The 20,822-nt window shown below is 58.7% G+C and carries 19 protein-coding genes; 12 read left to right on the top strand and 7 right to left on the bottom strand.

Features of this window, described 5'->3' with window-relative positions; translation table 11 throughout:
- Positions 1-3: 3 nt before the first annotated feature.
- The 4 genes from motA to BD293_RS10900 all read right to left on the bottom strand — a co-directional run bounded on the left by motA (position 4) and on the right by BD293_RS10900 (position 2,510).
- Positions 4-873, bottom strand: coding sequence for a flagellar motor stator protein MotA (gene motA / locus BD293_RS10915; RefSeq protein ID WP_142081625.1), 870 nt, complete (start codon positions 871-873; stop codon positions 4-6).
- Between the two features lie 124 nt (positions 874-997).
- Entirely contained in the window at positions 998-1,576 is a 579-nt protein-coding gene (locus BD293_RS10910; protein ID WP_142081623.1) for a MotE family protein, read from the bottom strand.
- Entirely contained in the window at positions 1,573-2,025 is a 453-nt protein-coding gene (locus BD293_RS10905; protein WP_142081621.1) for a hypothetical protein, read from the bottom strand. The genes BD293_RS10910 and BD293_RS10905 overlap by 4 nt, the downstream gene beginning before the upstream one ends.
- An 8-nt stretch (positions 2,026-2,033) precedes the next feature.
- Positions 2,034-2,510 carry a flagellar basal body-associated FliL family protein gene (locus tag BD293_RS10900; protein WP_142081619.1) on the bottom strand — a complete coding sequence of 159 codons (477 nt, stop codon included), beginning with the start codon at positions 2,508-2,510 and terminating at the stop codon, positions 2,034-2,036.
- Positions 2,511-2,626: 116 nt separating this feature from the next.
- Between BD293_RS10900 and BD293_RS10895 the strand changes: the two genes are divergently transcribed.
- From BD293_RS10895 to fliP, 11 genes are all read left to right on the top strand, one after another.
- Positions 2,627-2,932, top strand: coding sequence for a hypothetical protein (locus tag BD293_RS10895; RefSeq protein ID WP_142081617.1), 306 nt, complete (start codon positions 2,627-2,629; stop codon positions 2,930-2,932).
- 66 nt (positions 2,933-2,998) lie between these two features.
- Positions 2,999-3,457, top strand: a complete 459-nt coding sequence (tnpA, locus tag BD293_RS10890; RefSeq protein ID WP_142079748.1) for an IS66-like element accessory protein TnpA — start codon at positions 2,999-3,001, stop codon at positions 3,455-3,457.
- Entirely contained in the window at positions 3,454-3,807 is a 354-nt protein-coding gene (gene tnpB, locus BD293_RS10885; RefSeq protein ID WP_142079749.1) for an IS66 family insertion sequence element accessory protein TnpB, read from the top strand. The genes tnpA and tnpB overlap by 4 nt, the downstream gene beginning before the upstream one ends.
- Before the next feature lie 63 nt (positions 3,808-3,870).
- Entirely contained in the window at positions 3,871-5,553 is a 1,683-nt protein-coding gene (gene tnpC, locus BD293_RS10880) for an IS66 family transposase (protein ID WP_142079750.1), read from the top strand.
- Positions 5,513-6,970, top strand: a complete 1,458-nt coding sequence (locus tag BD293_RS10875; protein WP_142081615.1) for a flagellar M-ring protein FliF C-terminal domain-containing protein — start codon at positions 5,513-5,515, stop codon at positions 6,968-6,970. The genes tnpC and BD293_RS10875 overlap by 41 nt, the downstream gene beginning before the upstream one ends.
- A gap of 108 nt (positions 6,971-7,078) precedes the next feature.
- On the top strand, positions 7,079-8,119 hold the full coding sequence (locus BD293_RS10870) for an IS110 family RNA-guided transposase (protein ID WP_142081613.1): 1,041 nt from the start codon (positions 7,079-7,081) through the stop codon (positions 8,117-8,119).
- Between the two features lie 462 nt (positions 8,120-8,581).
- A complete protein-coding gene (gene istA, locus BD293_RS10865) occupies positions 8,582-10,090 on the top strand; it encodes an IS21 family transposase (RefSeq protein WP_425467927.1) in 1,509 nt (502 codons plus the stop codon).
- A 35-nt stretch (positions 10,091-10,125) separates the two neighbouring features.
- Entirely contained in the window at positions 10,126-10,908 is a 783-nt protein-coding gene (istB, locus tag BD293_RS10860) for an IS21-like element helper ATPase IstB (RefSeq protein WP_246086342.1), read from the top strand.
- A gap of 326 nt (positions 10,909-11,234) precedes the next feature.
- Entirely contained in the window at positions 11,235-11,843 is a 609-nt protein-coding gene (locus BD293_RS10855) for a hypothetical protein (RefSeq protein ID WP_142081611.1), read from the top strand.
- Positions 11,830-12,102, top strand: coding sequence for a FliM/FliN family flagellar motor switch protein (locus BD293_RS10850; protein ID WP_142081609.1), 273 nt, complete (start codon positions 11,830-11,832; stop codon positions 12,100-12,102). The genes BD293_RS10855 and BD293_RS10850 overlap by 14 nt, the downstream gene beginning before the upstream one ends.
- Before the next feature lie 16 nt (positions 12,103-12,118).
- Positions 12,119-12,844: a flagellar type III secretion system pore protein FliP gene (fliP, locus tag BD293_RS10845; RefSeq protein WP_142081607.1), complete on the top strand. Its 726-nt coding sequence runs from the start codon at positions 12,119-12,121 to the stop codon at positions 12,842-12,844.
- A gap of 70 nt (positions 12,845-12,914) precedes the next feature.
- On the opposite strand, the gene BD293_RS10840 is transcribed toward fliP, so the two are convergent.
- Together BD293_RS10840 and BD293_RS10835 are read right to left on the bottom strand one after the other, a co-directional pair.
- On the bottom strand, positions 12,915-16,358 hold the full coding sequence (locus BD293_RS10840; RefSeq protein ID WP_142081605.1) for a pyruvate carboxylase: 3,444 nt from the start codon (positions 16,356-16,358) through the stop codon (positions 12,915-12,917).
- An 86-nt stretch (positions 16,359-16,444) separates the two neighbouring features.
- On the bottom strand, positions 16,445-17,605 hold the full coding sequence (locus BD293_RS10835) for an alpha-hydroxy acid oxidase (RefSeq protein WP_142081603.1): 1,161 nt from the start codon (positions 17,603-17,605) through the stop codon (positions 16,445-16,447).
- 114 nt (positions 17,606-17,719) lie between these two features.
- Here BD293_RS10835 and BD293_RS10830 point away from each other — a divergent pair, with 114 nt between their 5' ends.
- Positions 17,720-20,101: an ATP-dependent helicase gene (locus BD293_RS10830; protein WP_142081601.1), complete on the top strand. Its 2,382-nt coding sequence runs from the start codon at positions 17,720-17,722 to the stop codon at positions 20,099-20,101.
- A gap of 334 nt (positions 20,102-20,435) precedes the next feature.
- Here the strand turns inward: BD293_RS10830 and BD293_RS10825 are convergent, their stop codons facing one another.
- The gene (locus BD293_RS10825; RefSeq protein WP_142081599.1) at positions 20,436-20,648 is read right to left on the bottom strand and encodes a DUF1127 domain-containing protein; all 213 of its coding nucleotides are present in this window, start codon (positions 20,646-20,648) and stop codon (positions 20,436-20,438) included.
- Positions 20,649-20,822: the final 174 nt, after the last annotated feature.

Here is a 20,822-nt window from a genome sequence, read left to right as displayed (position 1 = left end):
GTTTCAAGCAGCGCTTTTTTTCAGGTCACGCAATGCGGCCTCAAGATCGTTGAATTCGGGGCGATGATGGTGCGGTGTGTTCTGGCGCCCGACCTCGATACAGATATTGGCAGGATGCGCGTGCAAATTTGCGACCATAACTTCGCGAATCAGTTGGTAGAAATGATCATCCTCTTCTGTGATCATGCGCATGCGCCCTGCAATCGGCCCAACGAAGCCGTAGGCCAGAAACACACCAAGGAACGTGCCGGTCAGCGCCCCCCCGATCATCGCACCTAGAATCGCGGGCGGTTCGTCAATGGCCCCCATTGTCTTGATAATCCCAAGAACAGCCGCGACGATTCCCAAGGCTGGCAACGCATCCGCGACGATCTGGACAGCGTGGCTTGAATGAAGCGCATGGTGCTTGCGCGCCTCAAGCCGTTTTTCCAACACCTCTTCGACCTGATGGGGGTCATCATAGTTCATTGATGCGGCGCGCAGCGTATCGCAGATAAGATCCAGCACCTCGGCATCCGATTGGATTTTGGGGTAGCGTGAAAAGATCGACGATTCGCCGGGTGCTTCGATATGTTCCTCGACGGCGACAGGGTTTTGTCGGGACAGCCAGATCAATTCGAACATCAGGCACAGCAGATCGCGGTAATCGTCAGGGGTCCATTTTGCCCCTTTGAAAATACGAATCATGTCGCGGCCAGATGCCTTGACCGTGCCGATGTCGTTCCCAAGAATGAAGCCGCCCGCCGCAGCGCCCCCAATCATGACCATTTCGAATGGCAGGGCCTTTAGAATAATGCCCATGGTTCCGCCAGAGCCAAGATAGCCACCAAAGACCATGACGAGGACAACAATGATTCCAATTAACGCAAACACGATAAACCTATCATTTGGAAGGAGGGCAGCCCGAAAGGGCGGATAAAACTGATGCTCGCTTTCCATCAGATTTGCACAGAAACCTTAAGAAGCGCTTACAGCGGGGGGTGATGGGCGCGATGGCCTATTGACGCGGGGTTCTGGCGTGGCGCCCAGCCAGAACCGCACTGATGCCATAAGCGATCAGCGGGTCGAGTGCTGACATGACCTCGCCCGCGAAATCCGGGCGCAGCCGCGAGACAAAGCCTGCGGCGAATTCAGTGTCCATCTGTGAGAAAAGCTCAGCCGCCTGAGGCGGTTTCATACTCTCGAAAACACTGGTCAGATGTGCAAGATCGTTTTCGGCGGCGGTTTCGGTCATCCGCAAGGTTGCCGCAAGCCGTGTTTCGGCGGACACGAGTTGGTCCATATTGCGTTGCAGTTCGACCTCGGCGTCGCGCAAGGTTTGTGCGCGGCTCTCGAGCGCTGCCTCAAACTCGTCGAGCTGGGCTTTGCGGGATTGCAGGGCGGTGAGCAGGTCGCCGGGGTCATCGAGCTGCGGCAGGCTGGGGCTATGTGTTTCAGCCGCATCAGCGCGCGATTCGTCCGCGATCACTTCGGCCACCCCAAGCCCCAGACGCGACAGACCCGCAACAAAAAACATACTTGCCAGCAGGATCAAAACATAGGATCGGCCAGTCTGGTAGTTGGACGACCCTTTCATCTATTGCCCCCGATCTGCTCGCGCGTGCGCATGACCCGTCTGCGCGTGTCAGAGTCGGGGCGTGGCGTGGATTGGCGCAGAGGTGTGAAAGCGTCAAGATCAAGCTGCGGGGCGAACCCTCCCGTTGGTTCTGTCGGCATTGGCCGATCACGCGCTGCGGGGGCCGCTTGGCCACTTTGCGCCGCTGCCATCAACAGTTCCAGCCGCCGGGCAGTTGCCGTGGCCTGCGTGATTTGCTGGTCAAGCGCGGCCCCGGCCGATGTATTCGATTGCTGTGCCGCCCGAAGCGCCTTGGTCAGGTCATCCACCTGTTTCGAGAGCACGGCAATGGCCTTGCCCACATCGCCATCCAGACGCGTCAAGGCCCGCAAGCGGCGCGACAACAGCAAGCAATAGGCGGCGGCCATGATGGCCCCGAATGCAATCGTCAAATCGATCAAAATTTCCATATCGCCCTCTAATCAAGGATAAATTCAGTTATCAGGAAGTCCCTTATGTGCCCTTCCCCTGCGATCATCTGAAGCCGGCGCAACACCTGAGCGCGCAGCCGGATCAGGGCCGCTGGTTGCCGCAGATCGTCAATATCGACTGCGTGCAGATAGGTGTTGATCAGGTCTATGAAGCGCGGCTGCATACGCATCATGTCGGAATGCGATGTCTCGGCAACTTCGATCTGGCCCGCGAATCGTAGAAATCTGGCCCCGCTTTGGGGTGGAAGCGAAATGGTAATGACTTCGATCGGGACAAAGTCGAAATCCTGCGGGCTGTATTCGGCACGTTGGACCTTGGGGTTGGGGGACAGAACCAGCCCGGAGTAGACGGCATAAAACGCACCGCCCCCCAATAGGGCCGCGCCGACCAGCCCCAACAACAAAGGCAACATTCTCCCCTTCTTGGGGCCGGGGGCGTCTGGGGCATCGGCAATCTCGGACATGGTATCATCTCAAAAACTTCGGACAGGTTCGTTTTGACAGAATGTAACTAACCGAATGTTAAGCGATGCCTGCGAAAACGACCTTCAAGGCAGAAGCCGTTTGAAGGAGAATCGCTGTGGAGCAGCTTCAGTCTGTGTGGAATGCGTTGGATGGAAAGCGCCGTATCCTGGCAATAGGGGCCAGCGCTGCCATGTTCGCGGCGATCATGATGCTCACCAAAATTGCCACAGCACCGGGCATGTCCCTGCTTTATGCAGGGCTGGAAGAGGCAGCGGCAGGCGAGGTCATTCAGTCGCTGGAGGCGCGCGGAATCGCCTATGATGTGCGCGCGGGGGCGATTTATGTGCCGTCTCGCGTGCGCGATGAAACGCGGCTGATGATGGCGGCAAACGGACTGTATGCGCCGTCTGCGTCCCATTGATTTGAGGTCTTTCGCCATTTCTGTCTCGGGCCGATAAATCTCTGACTGATATTGTTGGAGGATGCTATGGCGGATGGAAGTGGATTCGATGGACGGCTGGGGCTCGTTGAGCCTGTTCGGGGCAACCGTCGTTGGCCAGATGATGTGAAAGCGCAGATTGTGGCAGAGAGTTTTCAACCTGGTGCGCGCGTTGTGGACGTTGCGAAACGCTATGACATTGTCCCACATCAGTTGTCAGATTGGCGGCGGATGGCGCGTGATGGCAAATTGGTTCTGCCTGCGGATGTCATGACAGCAGTCAGTGATGCAACCCTGTCAGCCGATAAGTCTGAGCCTGCATTTGTGCCATTGGAAGTTGCAATGACACGACAGGGCGCTGGCAGCATGTCAGGGTACGGTGAACGCGACGAGACGTGTGATGAGATAACGGTGACGATTGGATCTGATGTCATTATCCGCGTTCCGGCCAGTGCTGCTGTGGCGCGCGCGGCTGAATTGATCCGTTTGGTGCGGGGGGTGTCGTGATTGTTGCAGGGCAGCGACTGCCGATTGTGATTGCGACAAAACCAGTGGACTTCCGTCGGGGACATGACGGTCTGGCCGCTACAGTGCAAAACGAACTGGGGTTGGATCCGCATTCTGGCCTGACGGTGGTGTTCCGCTCCAAGCGTGGTGACAGGTTGAAAATCCTGCTCTGGGATGGCACCGGACTGGTGCTGATTTACAAGCGGTTGGAGATTTCCAACTTCGTCTGGCCCAAAATCCAGGACGGCGTCATGCAGCTGTCTCGGGCTCAGTACGAGGCTCTGTTCGAAGGTCTGGATTGGCGACAAATGGTGCCCAAACGGGTTGCTCCGCCGACTGCGGCAGGATAACTAATACACTGATTATAGTGTTATTTTGCTGGCCATTTCTGACGTTTCTTGGTAGAAATGGTCATGTCAAAACTACTCGATCTCAGCCGATTTCCTGACTTGCCGTCCGAGGTCATCAAGGCCCTCGAGACGCAGCAAGCAGCGCTCGAAAAGGCCCAGTTCGAGGTCACTGTTGAGCGTGCAGCACGTCTGCATCATCAGGCGGAAGCCGAAGAAAAAGGTGCGCTGGTTGTCACGTTGACCGCGCTGGTCGAGAAGCTGGAAAGTCAGGTGGCCGACTACCGGCGCACAAAATTCGGACCCAAATCCGAAAAGCTGACCCCTGATCAGCTGGAGCTGGCACTCGAAGATCAAGAGACCGCCATCGCCGAGACGCAGGCGGAAATCGAGGCTGTTCAGGCCGCGCTCGAGAAAAAATCCCAAAACAAGAGCAAGGCTCCGCGCAAACCACGCAAGCCTCGCGCCCTTCCAGAGGGCTTGCCCCGGGTCGAGCGCGTGATTGAACCCGACAGCATCGCGTGTCCATGTGGTTGCGGCGATATGGTCAAGATCGGAGAGGATCGCTCGGAGCGGCTGGATATCATTCCCGCCCAGTACCAAGTCATCGTCACCGTGCGTCCAAAGTATGCCTGCCCGAAAGGCCGCACGGGCGTGACCCAAGCCAAAGCTCCTGCGCATCTATTGGAAAACAGCTGGCCGACCGAAGCCTTGCTGGCCCATATCAGTGTAGCCAAATTCTGTGACTTCAACCCTTTGAACCGGCAATCCGTAGCAATGGCCCGCAATGGCGCCCCAATTGATCGCGCCGTCCTGTCAGATTGGATGGGACGCACAGGGGCACTGCTTGCCCCTGTGGTCGATCACATGGCGATGGTTCTGCTTAAGGGCAGCACGCGGCTTTACGTCGATGAAACAACAGCGCCAGTACTTGATCCTGGTCGCGGCCAAACCAAGACGGGATATTTCTGGGCCGTGCTGCGAGATGATCGTGGTTGGAGCGGATCATCCCCACCTGGTGTCGTGTTCCACTATCGACCCGGGCGAAAGGGGGAATACGCGGCAGAAATCCTCAACGGCTTCAACGGCACAATCCAGGTTGATGCCTATGGCGGGTATAGCGCATTGGCGACGCCCAAGCGGGTGGGTGGCAAGCCCTTGAAACTGGCCTATTGCTGGTCGCATGGGCGAAGAGCCTTGATTAAAGCCCAGCCGAAAGCGGGATCGCCCATCGTTGATGAGGCTCTGGTGCGAATTGCAGCCCTATATAAGATTGAGGCCGAAATCCGAGGGGCGCCACCCGAGCAGCGTAGGGCCGTCCGGCAGGATCAATCCCGTCCACTGGTCGATAAATTCTTTGCCTGGCTCAATGCCCAAGCCGGCCGGGTGTCGCGCAAGTCCGAACTGGGCAAGGCTCTGGCCTATATGCTCAGCCGACAGGATGGCTTTTGCCTCTTTCTCGAGGACGGTCATGTGGACATGGATTCCAACCTGGTCGAAAACGCGATCAGAACCCCCGCAATGACAAGGCGCAACACACTTTTTGCAGGTCACGATGACGGTGCCCGTTCTTGGGCGCGCTTCGCGAGCCTGATCGGAACTTGTCGCATGAATGGCGTCGAGCCATACGCCTATCTACATGACCTATACACAAAGCTGGCCAATGGGCATCTCGAAAAAGATATCGATGCTTTGATGCCATGGGCCTATGCTGCCGCCTCACAAAGGAGCTCGCCCGGGACTCCCTGACGAGCTCAAAAACGCGCCAACCCAAAGCATGTCAACCCGCGCGCATCGAAAAAAACAATGGGTCAGAAACGGCGCATACAACGGACTGCCTGCAAACGCGCATTCAGGTTATGAGGTGCTCGACTCCCTCACAGGGTTTGGCACGACCTCGCAGATGTTTGACGCCGCCTACTGGCGGGCAAAAGAAGGTGAGTTGGCGCGCACAATTGCTGCCGGTCCCCATGTTCGCGCTGCACGTGTGCATATCGCTCAGGCCAGTTCGATCGGCTTCCGGCGCGGCACGCAGCCGACCGCTTCGGTCACGGTCACCACGACAACTGCGGCGCTAACTGTCCCTCAGGCAAGAGCGATTCGGTTTCTGGTGGCATCTGCCGTGGCCGGCATGACCCCGGAAGATGTGTCGGTCATTGACGGTGCAGGGGGGCTTGTCCATGGGCCGGAATCTGACACCGGACTGTCAGGTCCGGGGAGCGACCGGACGCAAGAGCTGCGCCGCAATGTCGAACGTATCCTTGAAGCGCATGTCGGCCATGGCCGCGCAGTGGTTGAACTGAGCATTGAAACCCCGACCGACCGCGAGGTCATACACGAACGCCGTCTGGACCCCGAGTCCCGCGTGGCCATCAGCAGCGAGGTGGAGGAGAACAACACCAACAACACCGATACCCGCCAACAGGGCGTCACCGTGGCCAGCAATCTGCCTGACGGTGATGCAGCGGCCACAGATGGCAGTGCCCAGTCGCGCGAAACCCAATCGCGCCAGCGTACAAATTTCGAAGTGTCGGAAACCCGCCGCGAGGTTGAACGCAACCCCGGTGCTGTCCGGCGCATGACGGTTGCAGTGCTGATTGACGGGGTGCGCGCCCTTGGGGATGATGGCACGCCTGTCTGGGCACCCCGCCCGGCCGAAGAACTAGAGGCCTTGCGCGAACTGGTCGCCTCGGCGGTCGGGTTTGATGAGGCGCGCGGGGATGTCATCACGCTTCGATCTTTGCCGTTCGAGCCGGTATCAGCAATCGGCACCGAGGCAAGCTCTGGCATATTCTCTTTGACGACACTTGACGTTATGTCCTTAATCAAATGGGCATTTTTGCTGATCGCCGTGCTGGTGATTGCCCTGTTCGTTCTCCGGCCCATTCTGCGCGCGGGGTCCGGGGCGGGGCGAGCAAGGCCGTCGCAAGAACCGGTTGATGGGTATTCGCCGGCGCTGTTGGATGCGACAAGCTCCGATTCGGGCGTCACCGAAACCATGCGGGCATCCGACTATGACGCGCCAAGTGAAGATCCGATAGAGCGCATGCGCCAATTGATAGAGGCGCGCGAGGACGATTCGGTTCAGGTGTTGCGGCACTGGATGGATGAACGCAAGGAGATACCGTATTGGGGCTCGGCGCGAATCACGACCGTTGTGAATTGAAATCCGAGGTTGATTGATGTGTCGTTGCCCTTGGCACGCTGGGCTGCGTGTCAACGGGGTCGTGCTGTGAAGCGCGCCCCAAGATATCCAATACGAAAGGGCAACGACATGGATTTGTATATCGGTTTAGACGTCTCCCTTGCAAGCACCGCGATTTGCGTGGTGTCCGCGCAGGGCAAGGTGGTGAAAGAAACGGCCGCGCCGAGCGAACCCGAAGATCTGGTGAGGGTCTTGCGTGGCCTGCCCGGGCGCGTCGTTGGGGTAGGGCTTGAAGCTGGGCCATTGTCGCAATGGCTGTATCAGCATTTGACCGAGGCTGGCTTTGCCACCGTTTTGATGGAAACTCGGCAGGTGAAGGGTGCGCTGAAGGCGATGCCGATCAAAACAGACCGGCGCGACGCCGAAGGGATTGCGCGGCTCTTGCAGATGGGGTGGTTCCGATCGGTTCATTGCAAATCCCTGTCGGCACAGGAAATGCGCGCGCTGCTGTCTTCGCGCAAGGCAATCCAGAAAGCGACCCTCTCGCTTGAGCTGTCGATCCGTGGAGTGCTGCGCAACTTCGGACTGAAGATGGGACAGGTGGCCAAGGGGCGGTTTGAACAGCGGGTGCTGGAGCTGGCCGAGGGCAATCCTATGCTGGAAGCTGCCGCGACCCCGATCCTGAGTGCGCGCCGTGCCCTGCGTCAGGAGCTGGCAGGGATGGAGAAGTTGCTGCGTGATCATGCCAAATCGGATCGCGTCTGCCGTCAGTTGATGACCATGCCAGGCGTTGGTTACCGCGTGGCTCTGACGGTCAAGGCAGCGATTGATGACCCTGAACGATTTCGATCTTCCAGAGACGTTGGTCCCTGGGTTGGCCTGACGCCACGCCGCGAGCAATCCGGTGAACGCGATATCATTGGCGAGATCTCACGGGCGGGCGATGCGGGGCTGCGCACGGCGCTTTATCAAGCGGCAACGGTGATGTTGCATAGCGGGCGCCCCAATTGGCTGAGTGCCTGGGCTTGGAATGTCGCCAAACGGCGCGGAAAGAAGCGCGCGACAGTTGCGCTGGCGCGTCGGATCGGGGTGGTTCTGCACCGCATGTGGCGAGACAACGCTGAATTTCGCTACACCCGCTCTGATGCTGTGGCGGCCACCACAGCATAGGCTGTGAAAAACCGCACCCCCATTCACATCAGAGTTCTGAAGCAAAAGGAGAGATAGGCCGCGCCTGACGGCGATGGCTCACCGAGGTCCCCAAGCCGGGACGCGGTTCCCGATGATGCCGACTGTGGGCTAGTCACCAGATAACCATCTGAGTGCGCCTAGGAGATAGGCACGCGGGAACCGTTCTTGGACTGGGTATAATGTAGCGGCCACAGCGCTGACTACGGATGGAAGCACATTCCGGTGCGGGATATTTCGGTGATGCTGATGCGCGCAAAACAAGGCTGTTGAGCGACAACCACCTTGGCCGGTAGCGACAACCATCTTGGCCGGTGGCGCTGATCGGAGGGCGGGCTTGCCCGCCTGGAGGTCAGCGCCACCGGCCAAGATGATTTTGGGTTAGGTGCTGGTCGCTGCGGGTTGATAAGCCGGAAGCCTCTACGTTCCAACGGAGGACCCCGGTTGGCCTATCAATCCATCACCGACCAGCAATTGAGATTATACATGACCGACCTCAAAAATCACAGCCAATGCACATCAGCCGCCCGTGCCGGGTTCAGCGAAAGAACCGCTCGGCGATTTGATGCAGATCCAACGCCCCCTTCACAGCGCAAGATTGTTCACGGGCGTACAGTATCCGATCCTCTTGAAGGGTATTGGGAGAATGACATCCTTCCTGTTCTGGAGAACGACAATGCCCTGCAGGCCGTGACGTTGTTGCGTCACCTCCAGGGTCTACATCCTTTGGCTTTTCCAGATGATCGCATCCGCCGAACCCTGGAGCGAAGGGTCCGGCAGTGGCGCGCGCTTAAAGGCCCGGAGCGCGACATCATTTTTCGCCAGACACCAGAGCCAGGCTATATGGCACAGTCCGACTTCACCCATGCAGCCGAGCTGGAAGTGACCATTGCAGGCGCACTATTCCCGCACCTGCTTTATCATTTCGCAATGGTCTATAGCCGCTGGGAACATGTTGGTGTTGTCTTGGGCGGGGAGAGCTTTACGGCCTTGGCCGAGAACCTCCAGCAGGCGTTGTGGGCCTTGGGGGGTGTTCCACAAAACCATCGTACGGATAGTCTTTCAGCCGCATTTCGAAATCTGACGCGTGACGAGTGTGAGGATATTACCAAGCGCTATGAAGCGTTCGTCGGTCATTATGGTATGGATGCCAGTCGCAACAACCGTGGTGAAGCCCATGAGAATGGCGCCGTGGAATCGCAGAACCGTCACTTGAAGAAGGCCATCGCACAGGCACTGATCCTGCGCGGCAGCCGTGATTTTGCATCTGTGGCCGAGTATCGTCGTTTCATTGATATGCTGGTGGCGCGGCGCAATCGACAGCGTATGGAAGCGGTTGAGGTAGAACAGCTGCATCTTAAACCTTTGCCGCCGCGGCGCACCACAGACTATACGGAAGTTATCGTGCCGGTCACAAGAATGGGCGGCTTCAGGGTCAAAAGCATCTTTTACAGCGCGCCGTCACAGCTCATCGGGCAGCGTTTGCGCATCCATCTATATGATGACCGCCTCGACGCATTCTTGGGCAGCACCCTTGTCGCAACGCATCCCCGTGGCCGAGGCCGTAACGATGGCCATCGTGTCCATGTCATCAATTACCACCACGTTATCCATGCCTTGAAGCGCAAACCACAGGCTCTTTGGAGCTCGATCTACCGCGATGGCCTCTTCCCCCGCACCGAATACGCGCAGGCCTGGGAAGTGCTACAGCACAGCCTGCCGCGACGCGACGCCTGCCGCCGCATGGTCGCTCTGCTCTTTATTGCCCACGATCAAGCCTGCGAAGCGGAATTGGCACGTCTTCTTGCTGACGATCTCGGCTCTGGTTTGATACCGGACCCAAAGACGCTCGCGACACAGCTCACCCCTAAACACGCGGTGCTGCCAAAGGATGTTGTGGTTTCTCATCCGTCGCTGGACAGCTTCGATGCGCTGCTGGAGGTACGCGCATGACCTCCCGGGAGATCGACATCCACACGCTGCCCAGCATGCTGAGCGCCCTGCGCTTACCCAGCTTCCACAAGCTATGGCAGGAAATCGCCACACGAGCCGATACCGAAGGCTGGCCGGCTGCGCGCTTCCTGGCCGTGCTGGCCGAATACGAACTCGCCGAGCGGGACATGCGCCGCATGCGCCGTCATCTGAATGAATCCCAGCTCCCAGCTGGAAAGACTTTGGCAACCTTCGATTTCAAAGCTCTGCCTACCTTACCACGCGCCCGGGTCGAAGCTCTGGCTGCGGGAGATTGGTTGGACGGCGGCGCAAACCTGATCGCCATTGGCAACTCCGGCACGGGCAAGACCCACATTCTCTGTGCCATTGGCCATGCCCTGATCGAAGCAGGCCATAGGGTCTTCTATACCCGGACCAGCGATCTTGTCCAAAGACTGCAAGCCGCACGTCGGGATCTGGTGCTCGAAGCAGCTTTGGCCAAGCTCGACAAATTTGACCTGATCATCCTTGATGACATTACCTATGCCCACAAGGATCAGGCCGAAACCGGGGTGCTCTTCGAACTGATTGCCCGGCGATACGAATATCGCAGCATCGCCATCGCGGCCAATCAGCCGTTCAGTGGATGGGATCAAATCTTTCCCGACAAAGCCATGACCGTCGCGGCCATCGACCGACTTGTCCACCATGCCAGCATTCTTGAGATGAATGCGCAAAGCTTTCGCCAAAGAAGCGCTGCGGCCAACATGAAAATGCAAAACGAAGCCTCAGCGACAACCAAAAACGACAACCAAGAAGAAGGAAAAAACCTGACCTAAAGACAGTAAAAAACACAACCCCGGCGGCCGCTATAACCGGCCAAGGTGGTTGTCGGCACCGGACAAGGTGGTTGACGCGCTACACAAGGCCAAACACACAGCTTCTTCAAACTACAGGGGCGCCGCGGCTCCTATCCCCGGGGCGTTCACCGCTGCGATAGATGGATGTCTTCGCGCTGAACGCCCCTCGCCGTGGTTCTCCTGCAATGATCCCGATCCGCAGGATCGGCCAATCGATGACACCCTCGCAGCCAACAGCTCAGCCGGGGGCGAGACTTTTTGTGAAAATATCTCTTGATAACACCCGCCCCAATATGGAAGCCCTCATGAGGCAGGGAGCGTTGAAGCTTGAAGTGTTCGAGGTGGCGCAACCGGATGAACAGGCACCCCTGCTTGATGCCCTTCAGGCCGAGAAAATGCGCGAGACGGCCTTTGAACAGGGCTATGCCGCAGGTTGGCAAGACGCATTGGAGCATATGCGCAATGAAAATGACCTGCGCCACATTGCGGCGCAAGAGGCGCTGCAAGCCATTGGGTTTAGCTATAACGAAGCCCATCAAGCACTGTCGGCCTCGTTCCTTGCGCTGACGCAGGCCCTTCTGGACAGCGTCCTGCCAGAGGCTGCGCGACTGGCCTTGCCGCTGTGTCTGAAGGCAGAGTTGGACACATTGATCCAACAGCATACGCGGCCTTCGGTGCAGATACTTTGCTCCGCGAATGTTCTTGGCACCTTGGGCACATGGATCGCGTCCTGCACACAGGCCGAGATTGAACTGGTTGCAGAGCCCAGCTTTTCAGAGGCGCAGATATCCTTGCGCATCGGCAGTCAGGAACGGGTGATTGATCTTGATGACGTGCTTGCCCGCGTGCGCGAGGCCTTCGCTCAACACCAGAATTGGCAAACCAGACAGGAACAAACATATGGACGACCGTGATTTGACCAGCGGCATACTTAATCAGGTTCCCATCGAGATTGCGATATCCGTGGGGCGCGCGCGTCCCATCGTGCGCGATCTGCTGAAATTGCGGCGCGATTCCGTACTGGTTCTTGACCGGCGGGTGGATGATCCGGTCGAACTTTATATCGGTGACAAACTCGTCGCGCGCGGAATATTGCAGGAACTCGAGGGCGAGCAGACGGGTTATCTGGGCGTCCGATTGACGGAAATCATTGATCTGCGCGAAGCGCTGTAAGGCTGTGGCGCATCATTTGCAGACCCTCGCCCTCTATGCCGTTGTGTTTCTGATCGCTGGCAGCGTTGCTGGGCAGGCCCAAGACGTCAGTCTGAGTTTTGGCGATGAGGGTGCGTTGAGCGTGCGCGTTGTGCAACTGCTTGTTGTGCTGACATTGCTGAGCCTCGCGCCCGGCATTCTGGTGATGGTGACCTGCTTTCCCTTCATCGTTACAGTGCTTGCGATTTTGCGTCAGGCTTTGGGGTTGATGCAATCGCCGCCCAATATGCTGATCGTGTCACTGGCGCTGTTTCTGACCTATTTCGTGATGGAGCCGGTCTTCGTCGCGGCGTGGCAGGGCGGCATCGTGCCGTTGAACGACGGCGTGCTCACCCCGGAAGAGGCCTTTGTTCAGGTGGTAGAGCCGTTTCGCCACTTCATGTTGGCGCGGACGGACGATGCAACCTTTGAAAGTCTGGCCAGCCTGCGGCCCGATATAGACGCCGTGCTTTCAGTGGATGCGCCGCTTTCGGTGCTGGTTCCGTCCTTCATGCTCAGCGAGGTTGCGCGCGCCTTTCAGATCGGCTTTCTGATCTTTCTGCCATTCCTGATCATTGATCTGGTGGTGGCGGCGGTGCTGATGTCGATGGGCATGATGATGGTTCCGCCCGCCATCGTCTCCTTGCCGTTCAAGCTGTCGTTCTTCGTGATCGCGGATGGCTGGCGGCTGGTGTCAGAGGCGTTGGTACGCAGCTATTTTTGAGCAGGTCTTGCAACCAATGGGCGGCAGCGCGCGTGCAGGGGGCTCGATGCCCCCTGCGCGCGCATCTGGTTCACTCCTCCAGCTCGATCAGCAGGTCCTTGGCCTCGATCTGGGTGCCCGGCTGCACATGCACGGCCTTGATGGTCGCATCGCGGTCAGCATGCAGGCCTGTCTCCATCTTCATGGCCTCGATTGTCAGGAGCAGATCGCCCGCCTTGACCTTTGTGCCGACGCTGGCTGTCACCGAGGCCACAGACCCCGGCATTGGCGCGCCGACATGGTTGGCATTTGCCGGATCGGCCTTCATGCGCTGCGCGGTCTTGGCTTTGACCTCTCGATTGGGCACACGAATGGTGCGCGGCTGCCCGTTAAGTTCGAAAAACACCTTTGCGTCGCCGTCATCGGTGGTTTCGCCCAAAGTGATCAGCCGGATTTCAAGCGTTTTGCCCGGATCGATCTCGGCTGAAATCTCTTCACCCGGCTCCATCCCATAGAAGAATGTCCGTGTCGGCAGCGTGCGCACTGGGCCATAGCTACGATGGCGTCCCATATAGTCGAGAAAGACCTTCGGATACATCAGATAGCCGTTCAGATCTTCATCATCGATCTTCAGCCCCTCTAGCTCCGCGCTTAGTTTGATGCGCTCGGCTTCCAGATCGACTGGTTCCAGATGTTTGCCGGGCCTCTCGGACACCGGGGCCTCGTCTTTTAGTACCTTGCGCAAAATCTTGTCGGGCCATCCACCTGGGGGCTGGCCCAGATTGCCCCGCATCATGTCGATGACGGAATCGGGGAAGCTTACATCCTTGTCAGGATTCTCGACATCGGCGCGGTTCAGCCCCTGACTGACCATCATCAGCGCCATGTCCCCTACCACTTTGGACGACGGCGTCACTTTGACGATATCGCCGAACATCATGTTCACATCGGCATAGGTGCGCGCGATTTCGGGCCAGCGTTCTTCCAGCCCCATAGAGCGCGCTTGCGCCTTGAGGTTGGTGAATTGCCCCCCCGGCATCTCATGCAGATACACTTCGGAAGAGGGGGCCTGCTGCGCCGATTCAAAGGCCGCGTAATGGGTGCGGACTTCTTCCCAGTAATCCGAAATCTTGCGGATCGCATTCATGTCAAGGCCAGTGTCGTGGTCGGTATAGCGCAAAGCTTCGACGATTGATCCCAATGTGGGCTGCGAGGTGTTGCCCGACAGCGCGTCCATCGCGGCATCGGCGGCGTCCACGCCTGCCTCGGCTGCGGCCAGAATGGTGGCACCGGCAATGCCGCCTGTGTCATGGGTGTGGAAATGGATGGGCAGGCCCACTTCTTCCTTCAACGCCTTGACGAGAATGCGGGCAGAGGCAGGTTTCAACAGCCCCGCCATATCCTTCAGCCCCAGCACATGCGCGCCTGCTTCGCGCAGATCCTTTCCCATCGCCACATAGTATTTCAGGTCATATTTCGCGCGGTCGGGGTTCAGAATGTCGCCCGTATAGCAGATTGTGCCTTCGCAGACTTTGTTTGCTTCCAGCACAGCATCCATCGCCACGCGCATATTCTCGACCCAGTTCAGGCTGTCGAACACGCGAAAGACATCCACGCCGGTTTCGGCAGCCTGACGCACAAAGAACTGCACCACATTGTCGGGGTAATTTGTGTACCCCACCCCGTTCGAGGCGCGCAGCAGCATTTGCGTCATCAGGTTGGGCATGCGTTCGCGCAGATCGCGCAGGCGCTGCCAAGGGCATTCCTGCAAGAACCGGTACGCCACGTCAAACGTTGCCCCCCCCCAGCATTCCACACTGAACAGTTGCGGCAGTGTATGGGCATAGGCGGGTGCCACGCGGATCATGTCGATGGAGCGCATGCGCGTTGCCAGAAGCGACTGGTGCGCATCGCGCATGGTCGTGTCGGTCAACAGCAGTTGCTTTTGTGCCGCCATCCAGTCGGCCACGGCCTGTGGCCCCTGTTCGTCCAGGATCTGCTTGGTCCCGCGCGGGGGTGTGCCGGTGACGCTTGGCGCAACAGGGGTTTTGATCCCGGCGGGCGGCAGCGCGCGACCTGCGGTTTCGGGGTGCCCGTTAACCGTAATATCCGCGATATAGGTCAGGATTTTCGTCGCCCGGTCGCGGCGCTTGCGGAAATTGAACAGATCATCGGCAGTGTCGATGAACTTGGTGGTGTAGCTCATATCGATGAATGTCGGGTGCTTGAGCAGGTTCTCGACAAAGGCGATATTGGTGCTGACGCCACGAATGCGGAATTCGCGCAACGCGCGGTCCATACGGGCGATGGCCTCAGTCGGGGTGGGGGCCCAAGCGGTCACCTTGACCAGAAGCGAGTCGTAATAACGGGTGATGACGCCGCCCGCATAGGCAGTGCCGCCATCGAGGCGAATGCCCATGCCTGTGGCACTGCGATATGCGGTCAGACGCCCGTAATCGGGGATAAAATTGTTCATCGGGTCTTCGGTTGTGACCCGGCATTGCAGCGCGTGTCCCGACAGTGTCACATCGCCTTGACTTGGTGTGCCTGTCGCTTCGGACAGGGTTTCACCTTCGGCAATGCGGATTTGCGCCTTGACGATGTCAATGCCGGTGACTTCCTCGGTCACGGTATGTTCGACCTGCACCCGCGGGTTCACTTCGATGAAATAGAACTGCTCGGTGTCCATATCCATCAGGAACTCAACAGTGCCTGCGTTCTGATACCCCACCGCGCGGCCAATCTTCAGGCCCAATTCGCAGATTTCGGCGCGCTGCGTTTCACTCAGATAGGGGGCGGGGGCACGTTCAACCACTTTCTGGTTGCGGCGCTGCACAGTGCAGTCGCGTTCATACAGATGATACAGATTGCCATGCGTGTCGCCCAGGAGCTGCACCTCGACATGGCGCGCGCGGATGATCATCTTTTCAAGATAGCCTTCGCCATTGCCAAAGGCGGCCTCTGCTTCGCGGCGGCCTTCGCGGACCTTGGCTTCCAACTCTTCCGGGCCGTTGACCGCGCGCATACCGCGCCCGCCACCGCCGTGGCTGGCCTTGAGCATCAGTGGATAGCCGACTTTCTCGGCCATTGCGCGGACCTCGTCCATGTCGTCGCCCAGCAATTCGGTTGCCGGAATGACGGGCACACCTGCCTCAATCGCCACCCGCCGCGCACTGGCCTTGTCGCCAAGCGCGCGCATGGTTTCTGCCCTGGGGCCGATAAAGGTGATGCCATTGGCAACACAGGCTTCGACCAGATCAGGGTTTTCAGACAACAGCCCGTAGCCCGGATGGATAGCATCTGCGCCAGAATTCTTGGCGACCCGAATAATCTCGTCAATCGACAGATAGGCGGCAACCGGCCCCAGCCCGTCGCCAATGCGGTAGGCTTCATCCGCTTTGAAGCGGTGCAGTCCGAGTTTATCCTCTTCGGCATAGACAGCGACAGTGCGCTTGCCCAGTTCATTGGCGGCCCGCATGATGCGGATGGCGATTTCACCCCGATTGGCGATGAGGATTTTCTTGAACGCGGCCATATGTGTCCCTTTGACAAAAAAGCGCTGGTATTGGTCAGGTTTCTAGACCGATTTCTGGGCAATCGTAAAGCTTTTGCAAGAATTCGTTAGATTTCAGGTGCTGGGCCGTGCGTCCATAGCTGTAAATGCGCCTTTTTCGGCTGGGTTAGTCCCATCTGGATCATGTTGCTGGCAAGGTCGTCGCGCAGAATCTGTGCCAGATGCTGGGCACCTTGCGGCCCCAATGCGCCAAGGGCGTAGTGCCAGCCACGCCCCAGCATGGTGAAATCTGCCCCCAAGGCCAGTGCGCGCAGCACATCCAGCCCTGATTCAACGCCGCCATCGAAGATCAGGGGCATGTCCGGGCCAATGGCTGCGCGAATGCGGGGCAGGGCGTGCAATGCGGCGGGTGCGCCGTCGAATTGCCGTCCCCCATGATTGGACACCCAGATCGCATCTGCGCCCGTATCGCGCAGGCGCAGGGCATCTTGCGGCTCGATCACGCCTTTTATCACCAACGGCCCATCCCAGAGCGCGCGCACCGCCTGCACATAGTCCCAATCAGGGGCCGCGCGCAGCAGATAGCCGGGATGCGCGGTTGAGGGGGCGTTGCCGTCAAGCTTCAAATACGCCTCCATCAGGCGCAAGCGGGGTTGGCCGTGGCGCAGTGTACCAAGCGCCCATGACGGGCATTGCGCGATTTGCCACAGCATTGACGGGGTCAGTTTGGGGGGGATCGCAAGCTGCGCGCGCAACTGCCGCTCGCGCCGCGAGGGGCCGGGCAGATCGACTGTCAGCACCAATGTGCGAAAACCGGCATTTCGGGCGCGGGTCAGAATATCGGCGCGAATCTTCGGGTCTTTGGGCGGATAAAGCTGAAACCAGCCCATATCACCTGCGATAGGCCCAATCTCTTCGGGCAGGCGTGTGGCAACGGTGCTGAGGCAATAGGGCAGGCGGGTGGTCTGCGCCATCTGGGCCAGTGCCGCCTCTGCCCCCGGCCAGATCAGACCGGACATGCCAATCGGGGCAATGCCGACGGGCATGGCATAGTCTTGCCCCAGAAACTGCGTCTGCAAGTCGGGCGTTATCGCACCGCGCAACACGGCGGGTTGGAACAACACCGCGTCCAGCGCGGCCCGGTTGCGCGGTTTGACCGATTCCGTGCCTGTGGCGCTGTCCAGATACTCCCACACAAACCACGGCACCCGCCGTTTGCAGGCGGCTTTCAGGTCGGACAGGGCGGGATAGCGCAGATCAAGGCTCATGAGGTGCGACTATATCCGGCGCGGCGCGCTTGCCAATGGCTGCGCGCAAATTCTTTTGGAACACTTGCAGAACACCGCTTCCCCTGCGCCGCCGCCCGCGTTAGTGTTGCACCCATGTCAGATTTCAACTCCGATCTCCCGCTTTCCGCCCGCGCTATGGCTGCGCGGCCCGCACCCTATCTGGACGGGCTGAACCCTGCGCAACGGCAGGCCGTCGACACATTGGACGGCCCCGTGCTGATGCTGGCAGGGGCCGGCACAGGCAAAACGAAGGCGCTGACCGCCCGGATTGCGCATTTGCTGAACTCTGGCCGCGCCTATCCGTCCGGCATTCTGGCCGTGACCTTTACCAACAAGGCCGCGCGCGAAATGAAGCTGCGCGTCGGCGGCTATCTGGGCGAGGCGGTCGAGGGGATGCCGTGGCTGGGCACCTTTCATTCGATCAGTGCGAAACTGCTGCGGCGTCATGCCGAACTTGTCGGTTTGAAATCGAATTTCACAATTCTGGACAGTGACGACCAGTTGCGACTGCTCAAACAACTTCTTGTTGCGGCCAATATCGACGACAAGCGTTGGCCCGCGCGGCTGCTGGCCTCGATTATCGACCAGTGGAAAAACCGTGCATGGCGGCCTGACCAAGTGCCAAGTTCCGAGGCCAGTGCCTTCAACAATCGCGGGACAGAGTTTTACGCCGCCTATCAGGACCGGCTGAAAACCCTGAATGCCTGCGATTTTGGCGATCTGTTGCTGCATTGCGTGACGATCTTTCAGGCGCATCCTGACGTGCTGCAAAGCTATCAGCAACGTTTTCGCTATATTCTGGTGGACGAGTATCAGGACACCAATGTGGCGCAATATCTGTGGCTGCGGCTGCTGGCCGAGGGGCACAAGAATATCTGCTGCGTGGGCGACGACGATCAGTCGATCTATGGCTGGCGCGGTGCTGAAGTGGGTAATATTTTGCGGTTCGAGCGTGATTTTCCCGGTGCGGTCGTGGTGCGGCTGGAACAGAACTACCGCTCAACGCCGCATATTCTGGCCGCTGCATCCCAAGTGATTGCAGGCAATGAAGACCGGCTGGGCAAAACCTTGTGGACCGAAGCGCGGGCGGGCGAAAAAGTGCGCCTGATCGGCCATTGGGACGGCGAGGAAGAGGCGCGCTGGATCGGCGAACAGGTCGAAGACCTTAGCCAAGGCACGCGCGGGCTAAACCCGTTCAGCCTGAACCAGATGGCCATACTTGTGCGCGCCAGCCACCAGATGCGCGCCTTCGAGGATCGGTTTCTGACCATTGGCATGCCCTACCGTGTGATCGGCGGGCCGCGATTCTATGAACGTATGGAGATCCGCGACGCGATGGCCTATTTTCGTCTGGCGGTCAGCCCTGGCGATGATCTGGCCTTTGAGCGGATCGTTAACACCCCTAAACGGGGCTTGGGCGACAAGGCGCAGCAGACAATCCAGCGCATTGCGCGCGCAAACGCTGTGCCGCTGGTGCAGGGCGCGGCACTTGCGATTGAGGCGGGCGAGATCAAGGGCAGGGGGGCAGCGCAGTTGCGCGCGCTGATCGAGAATATTGCGCGTTGGCACAGCGCCGTCGGCACCACGGGCATGGTGGAAGCCGAAGATGATCTGGTCGAGGTCATTCGCCCTGAGGGGGATGCGCAAAATCATATCGAACTGGCCGAGCAGATTCTGGAGGAGTCGGGCTATACCGAGATGTGGCTAAACGACAAGACGCCCGAAGGGCCGGGGCGGTTGGAGAATTTGAAAGAACTGATCAAGGCGCTCGAATCCTTCGAAAACCTGCAAGGATTTCTAGAGCACATCTCGCTTATCATGGAGAATGACAGTGATGATACCGAGGCCAAGGTCAGTATCATGACGCTGCATGGCTCCAAAGGGTTGGAATTTCCGGTCGTGTTTCTGCCCGGCTGGGAAGACGGGTTGTTTCCCTCGCAACGCTCGATGGACGAATCGGGCCTCAAGGGGTTGGAGGAAGAACGTAGGCTGGCCTATGTCGGGATCACCCGTGCCGAGCAGTTATGCACCATCAGTTTTGCCGCCAACAGGCGCGTCTATGGGCAGTGGCAGTCACAGATGCCATCGCGCTTCGTCGATGAACTGCCTGCCGCACATGTCGAAGTTCTGACCCCGCCTGGCCTGTATGGGGGTGGCATAGCACCTGTTGCCAGCACGATTGAAGAGCGCGCCCAGCGGGCCGATGTCTATAATTCGCCCGGTTGGCGGCGGCTGCAAACAGCGACAGAGCGCCCGGTCAGCCAGCCACGCGAGGCGCGCAATATGGTGATTGACGGGACATCTGCGCCTGCCTTCGAGGTCGGCGCGCGGGTCTTTCATCAGAAATTCGGCTATGGCCGCGTCACATTGGTCGAAGGCGACAAGCTATTCATCGAATTTGAAAAGTCCGGCCCGCGCCATGTTGTGGCGAAGTTCATCGTGCCTGCGGAACAGGCCGACGACGTCCCGTTCTGATAAATTTCCAGACTTTAAAAATGAGAAAGGCGACAGTCCCAGGGAGGAGGAGGGGACTGTCGCCTAATTTGCAAGGTCCTAGGGAGGAGGAAAGAACCTTAACAATGTGTTCGATCCGAAGACCGATTTATCTCAGAACGATATGGCTAGGGAGGAGGAGGGCCAGATCGTTCCTACGTGCGCCCCAAGGGAGGAGGAGTGAGGCGACGTCTCGTCTCCGGTTGCAGGCGTTTCAGCCTTGGCCGGAATTTGTGGCGGCGACCCCAAGGGAGGAGGAGTGGTCGCCGTCTCAATCGGACCCCTCAGGGAGGAGGAGGAAGGGTCCGAAACTGTTTTAGCGTCCGTACGCTGCCTCATAGGCGAGGCGTGAAATCATGGACCGCGAAATCCCAAGATCGTCGAGTTCCCGCGTGCTCAGTTGGCTGAGCTCTGCATGGGTTCTGTTATACACGCGGCGTTGCTTGAAACTCGCGCCGATACGCTCGATCATTGAACGAAAGCCGGTATTGCCCAGCGAAACGCCTAGATTTTCAACAATGTGCGCCATGGTTACGCTACCTTTTTATCCGTGCGGTCGTCTTTCCCGCTGTTGGATTATAGATAGCACCTCGCTGCGGGTGCACAATGTAGAATGCTGCAATGCGGCTATGCGCTGACAGCATGTTAACGCTAGGTAATTTCAGAAATGATTACCAAATGGTCAATTTCGCGGTCGAAGGCT

The sequence above is a fragment of the Roseinatronobacter monicus genome (genome assembly GCF_006716865.1).
In the GTDB taxonomy this organism is placed as follows: domain Bacteria; phylum Pseudomonadota; class Alphaproteobacteria; order Rhodobacterales; family Rhodobacteraceae; genus Roseinatronobacter; species Roseinatronobacter monicus.
The sequence above is the reverse complement of the archived record's forward strand: the minus strand, read 5'-3'. Positions and strand labels throughout refer to the sequence as shown.

What these genes read in the sequence shown, in the direction of transcription:
- BD293_RS10910 (WP_142081623.1), bottom strand. Translation starts at nt 1,576, where the DNA reads ATGAAAGGGTCGTCCAACTACCAGACTGGCCGATCCTATGTTTTGATC.
- tnpA (WP_142079748.1), top strand. Translation starts at nt 2,999, where the DNA reads ATGGCGGATGGAAGTGGATTCGATGGACGGCTGGGGCTCGTTGAGCCT.
- BD293_RS10825 (WP_142081599.1), bottom strand. Translation starts at nt 20,648, where the DNA reads ATGGCGCACATTGTTGAAAATCTAGGCGTTTCGCTGGGCAATACCGGC.
- BD293_RS10905 (WP_142081621.1), bottom strand. Translation starts at nt 2,025, where the DNA reads ATGGAAATTTTGATCGATTTGACGATTGCATTCGGGGCCATCATGGCC.
- BD293_RS10835 (WP_142081603.1), bottom strand. Translation starts at nt 17,605, where the DNA reads ATGAGCCTTGATCTGCGCTATCCCGCCCTGTCCGACCTGAAAGCCGCC.
- BD293_RS10875 (WP_142081615.1), top strand. Translation starts at nt 5,513, where the DNA reads ATGCTGCCGCCTCACAAAGGAGCTCGCCCGGGACTCCCTGACGAGCTC.
- istB (WP_246086342.1), top strand. Translation starts at nt 10,126, where the DNA reads ATGCTGAGCGCCCTGCGCTTACCCAGCTTCCACAAGCTATGGCAGGAA.
- tnpC (WP_142079750.1), top strand. Translation starts at nt 3,871, where the DNA reads ATGTCAAAACTACTCGATCTCAGCCGATTTCCTGACTTGCCGTCCGAG.
- BD293_RS10850 (WP_142081609.1), top strand. Translation starts at nt 11,830, where the DNA reads ATGGACGACCGTGATTTGACCAGCGGCATACTTAATCAGGTTCCCATC.
- BD293_RS10900 (WP_142081619.1), bottom strand. Translation starts at nt 2,510, where the DNA reads ATGTCCGAGATTGCCGATGCCCCAGACGCCCCCGGCCCCAAGAAGGGG.
- BD293_RS10870 (WP_142081613.1), top strand. Translation starts at nt 7,079, where the DNA reads ATGGATTTGTATATCGGTTTAGACGTCTCCCTTGCAAGCACCGCGATT.
- BD293_RS10855 (WP_142081611.1), top strand. Translation starts at nt 11,235, where the DNA reads ATGAGGCAGGGAGCGTTGAAGCTTGAAGTGTTCGAGGTGGCGCAACCG.
- BD293_RS10840 (WP_142081605.1), bottom strand. Translation starts at nt 16,358, where the DNA reads ATGGCCGCGTTCAAGAAAATCCTCATCGCCAATCGGGGTGAAATCGCC.
- BD293_RS10830 (WP_142081601.1), top strand. Translation starts at nt 17,720, where the DNA reads ATGTCAGATTTCAACTCCGATCTCCCGCTTTCCGCCCGCGCTATGGCT.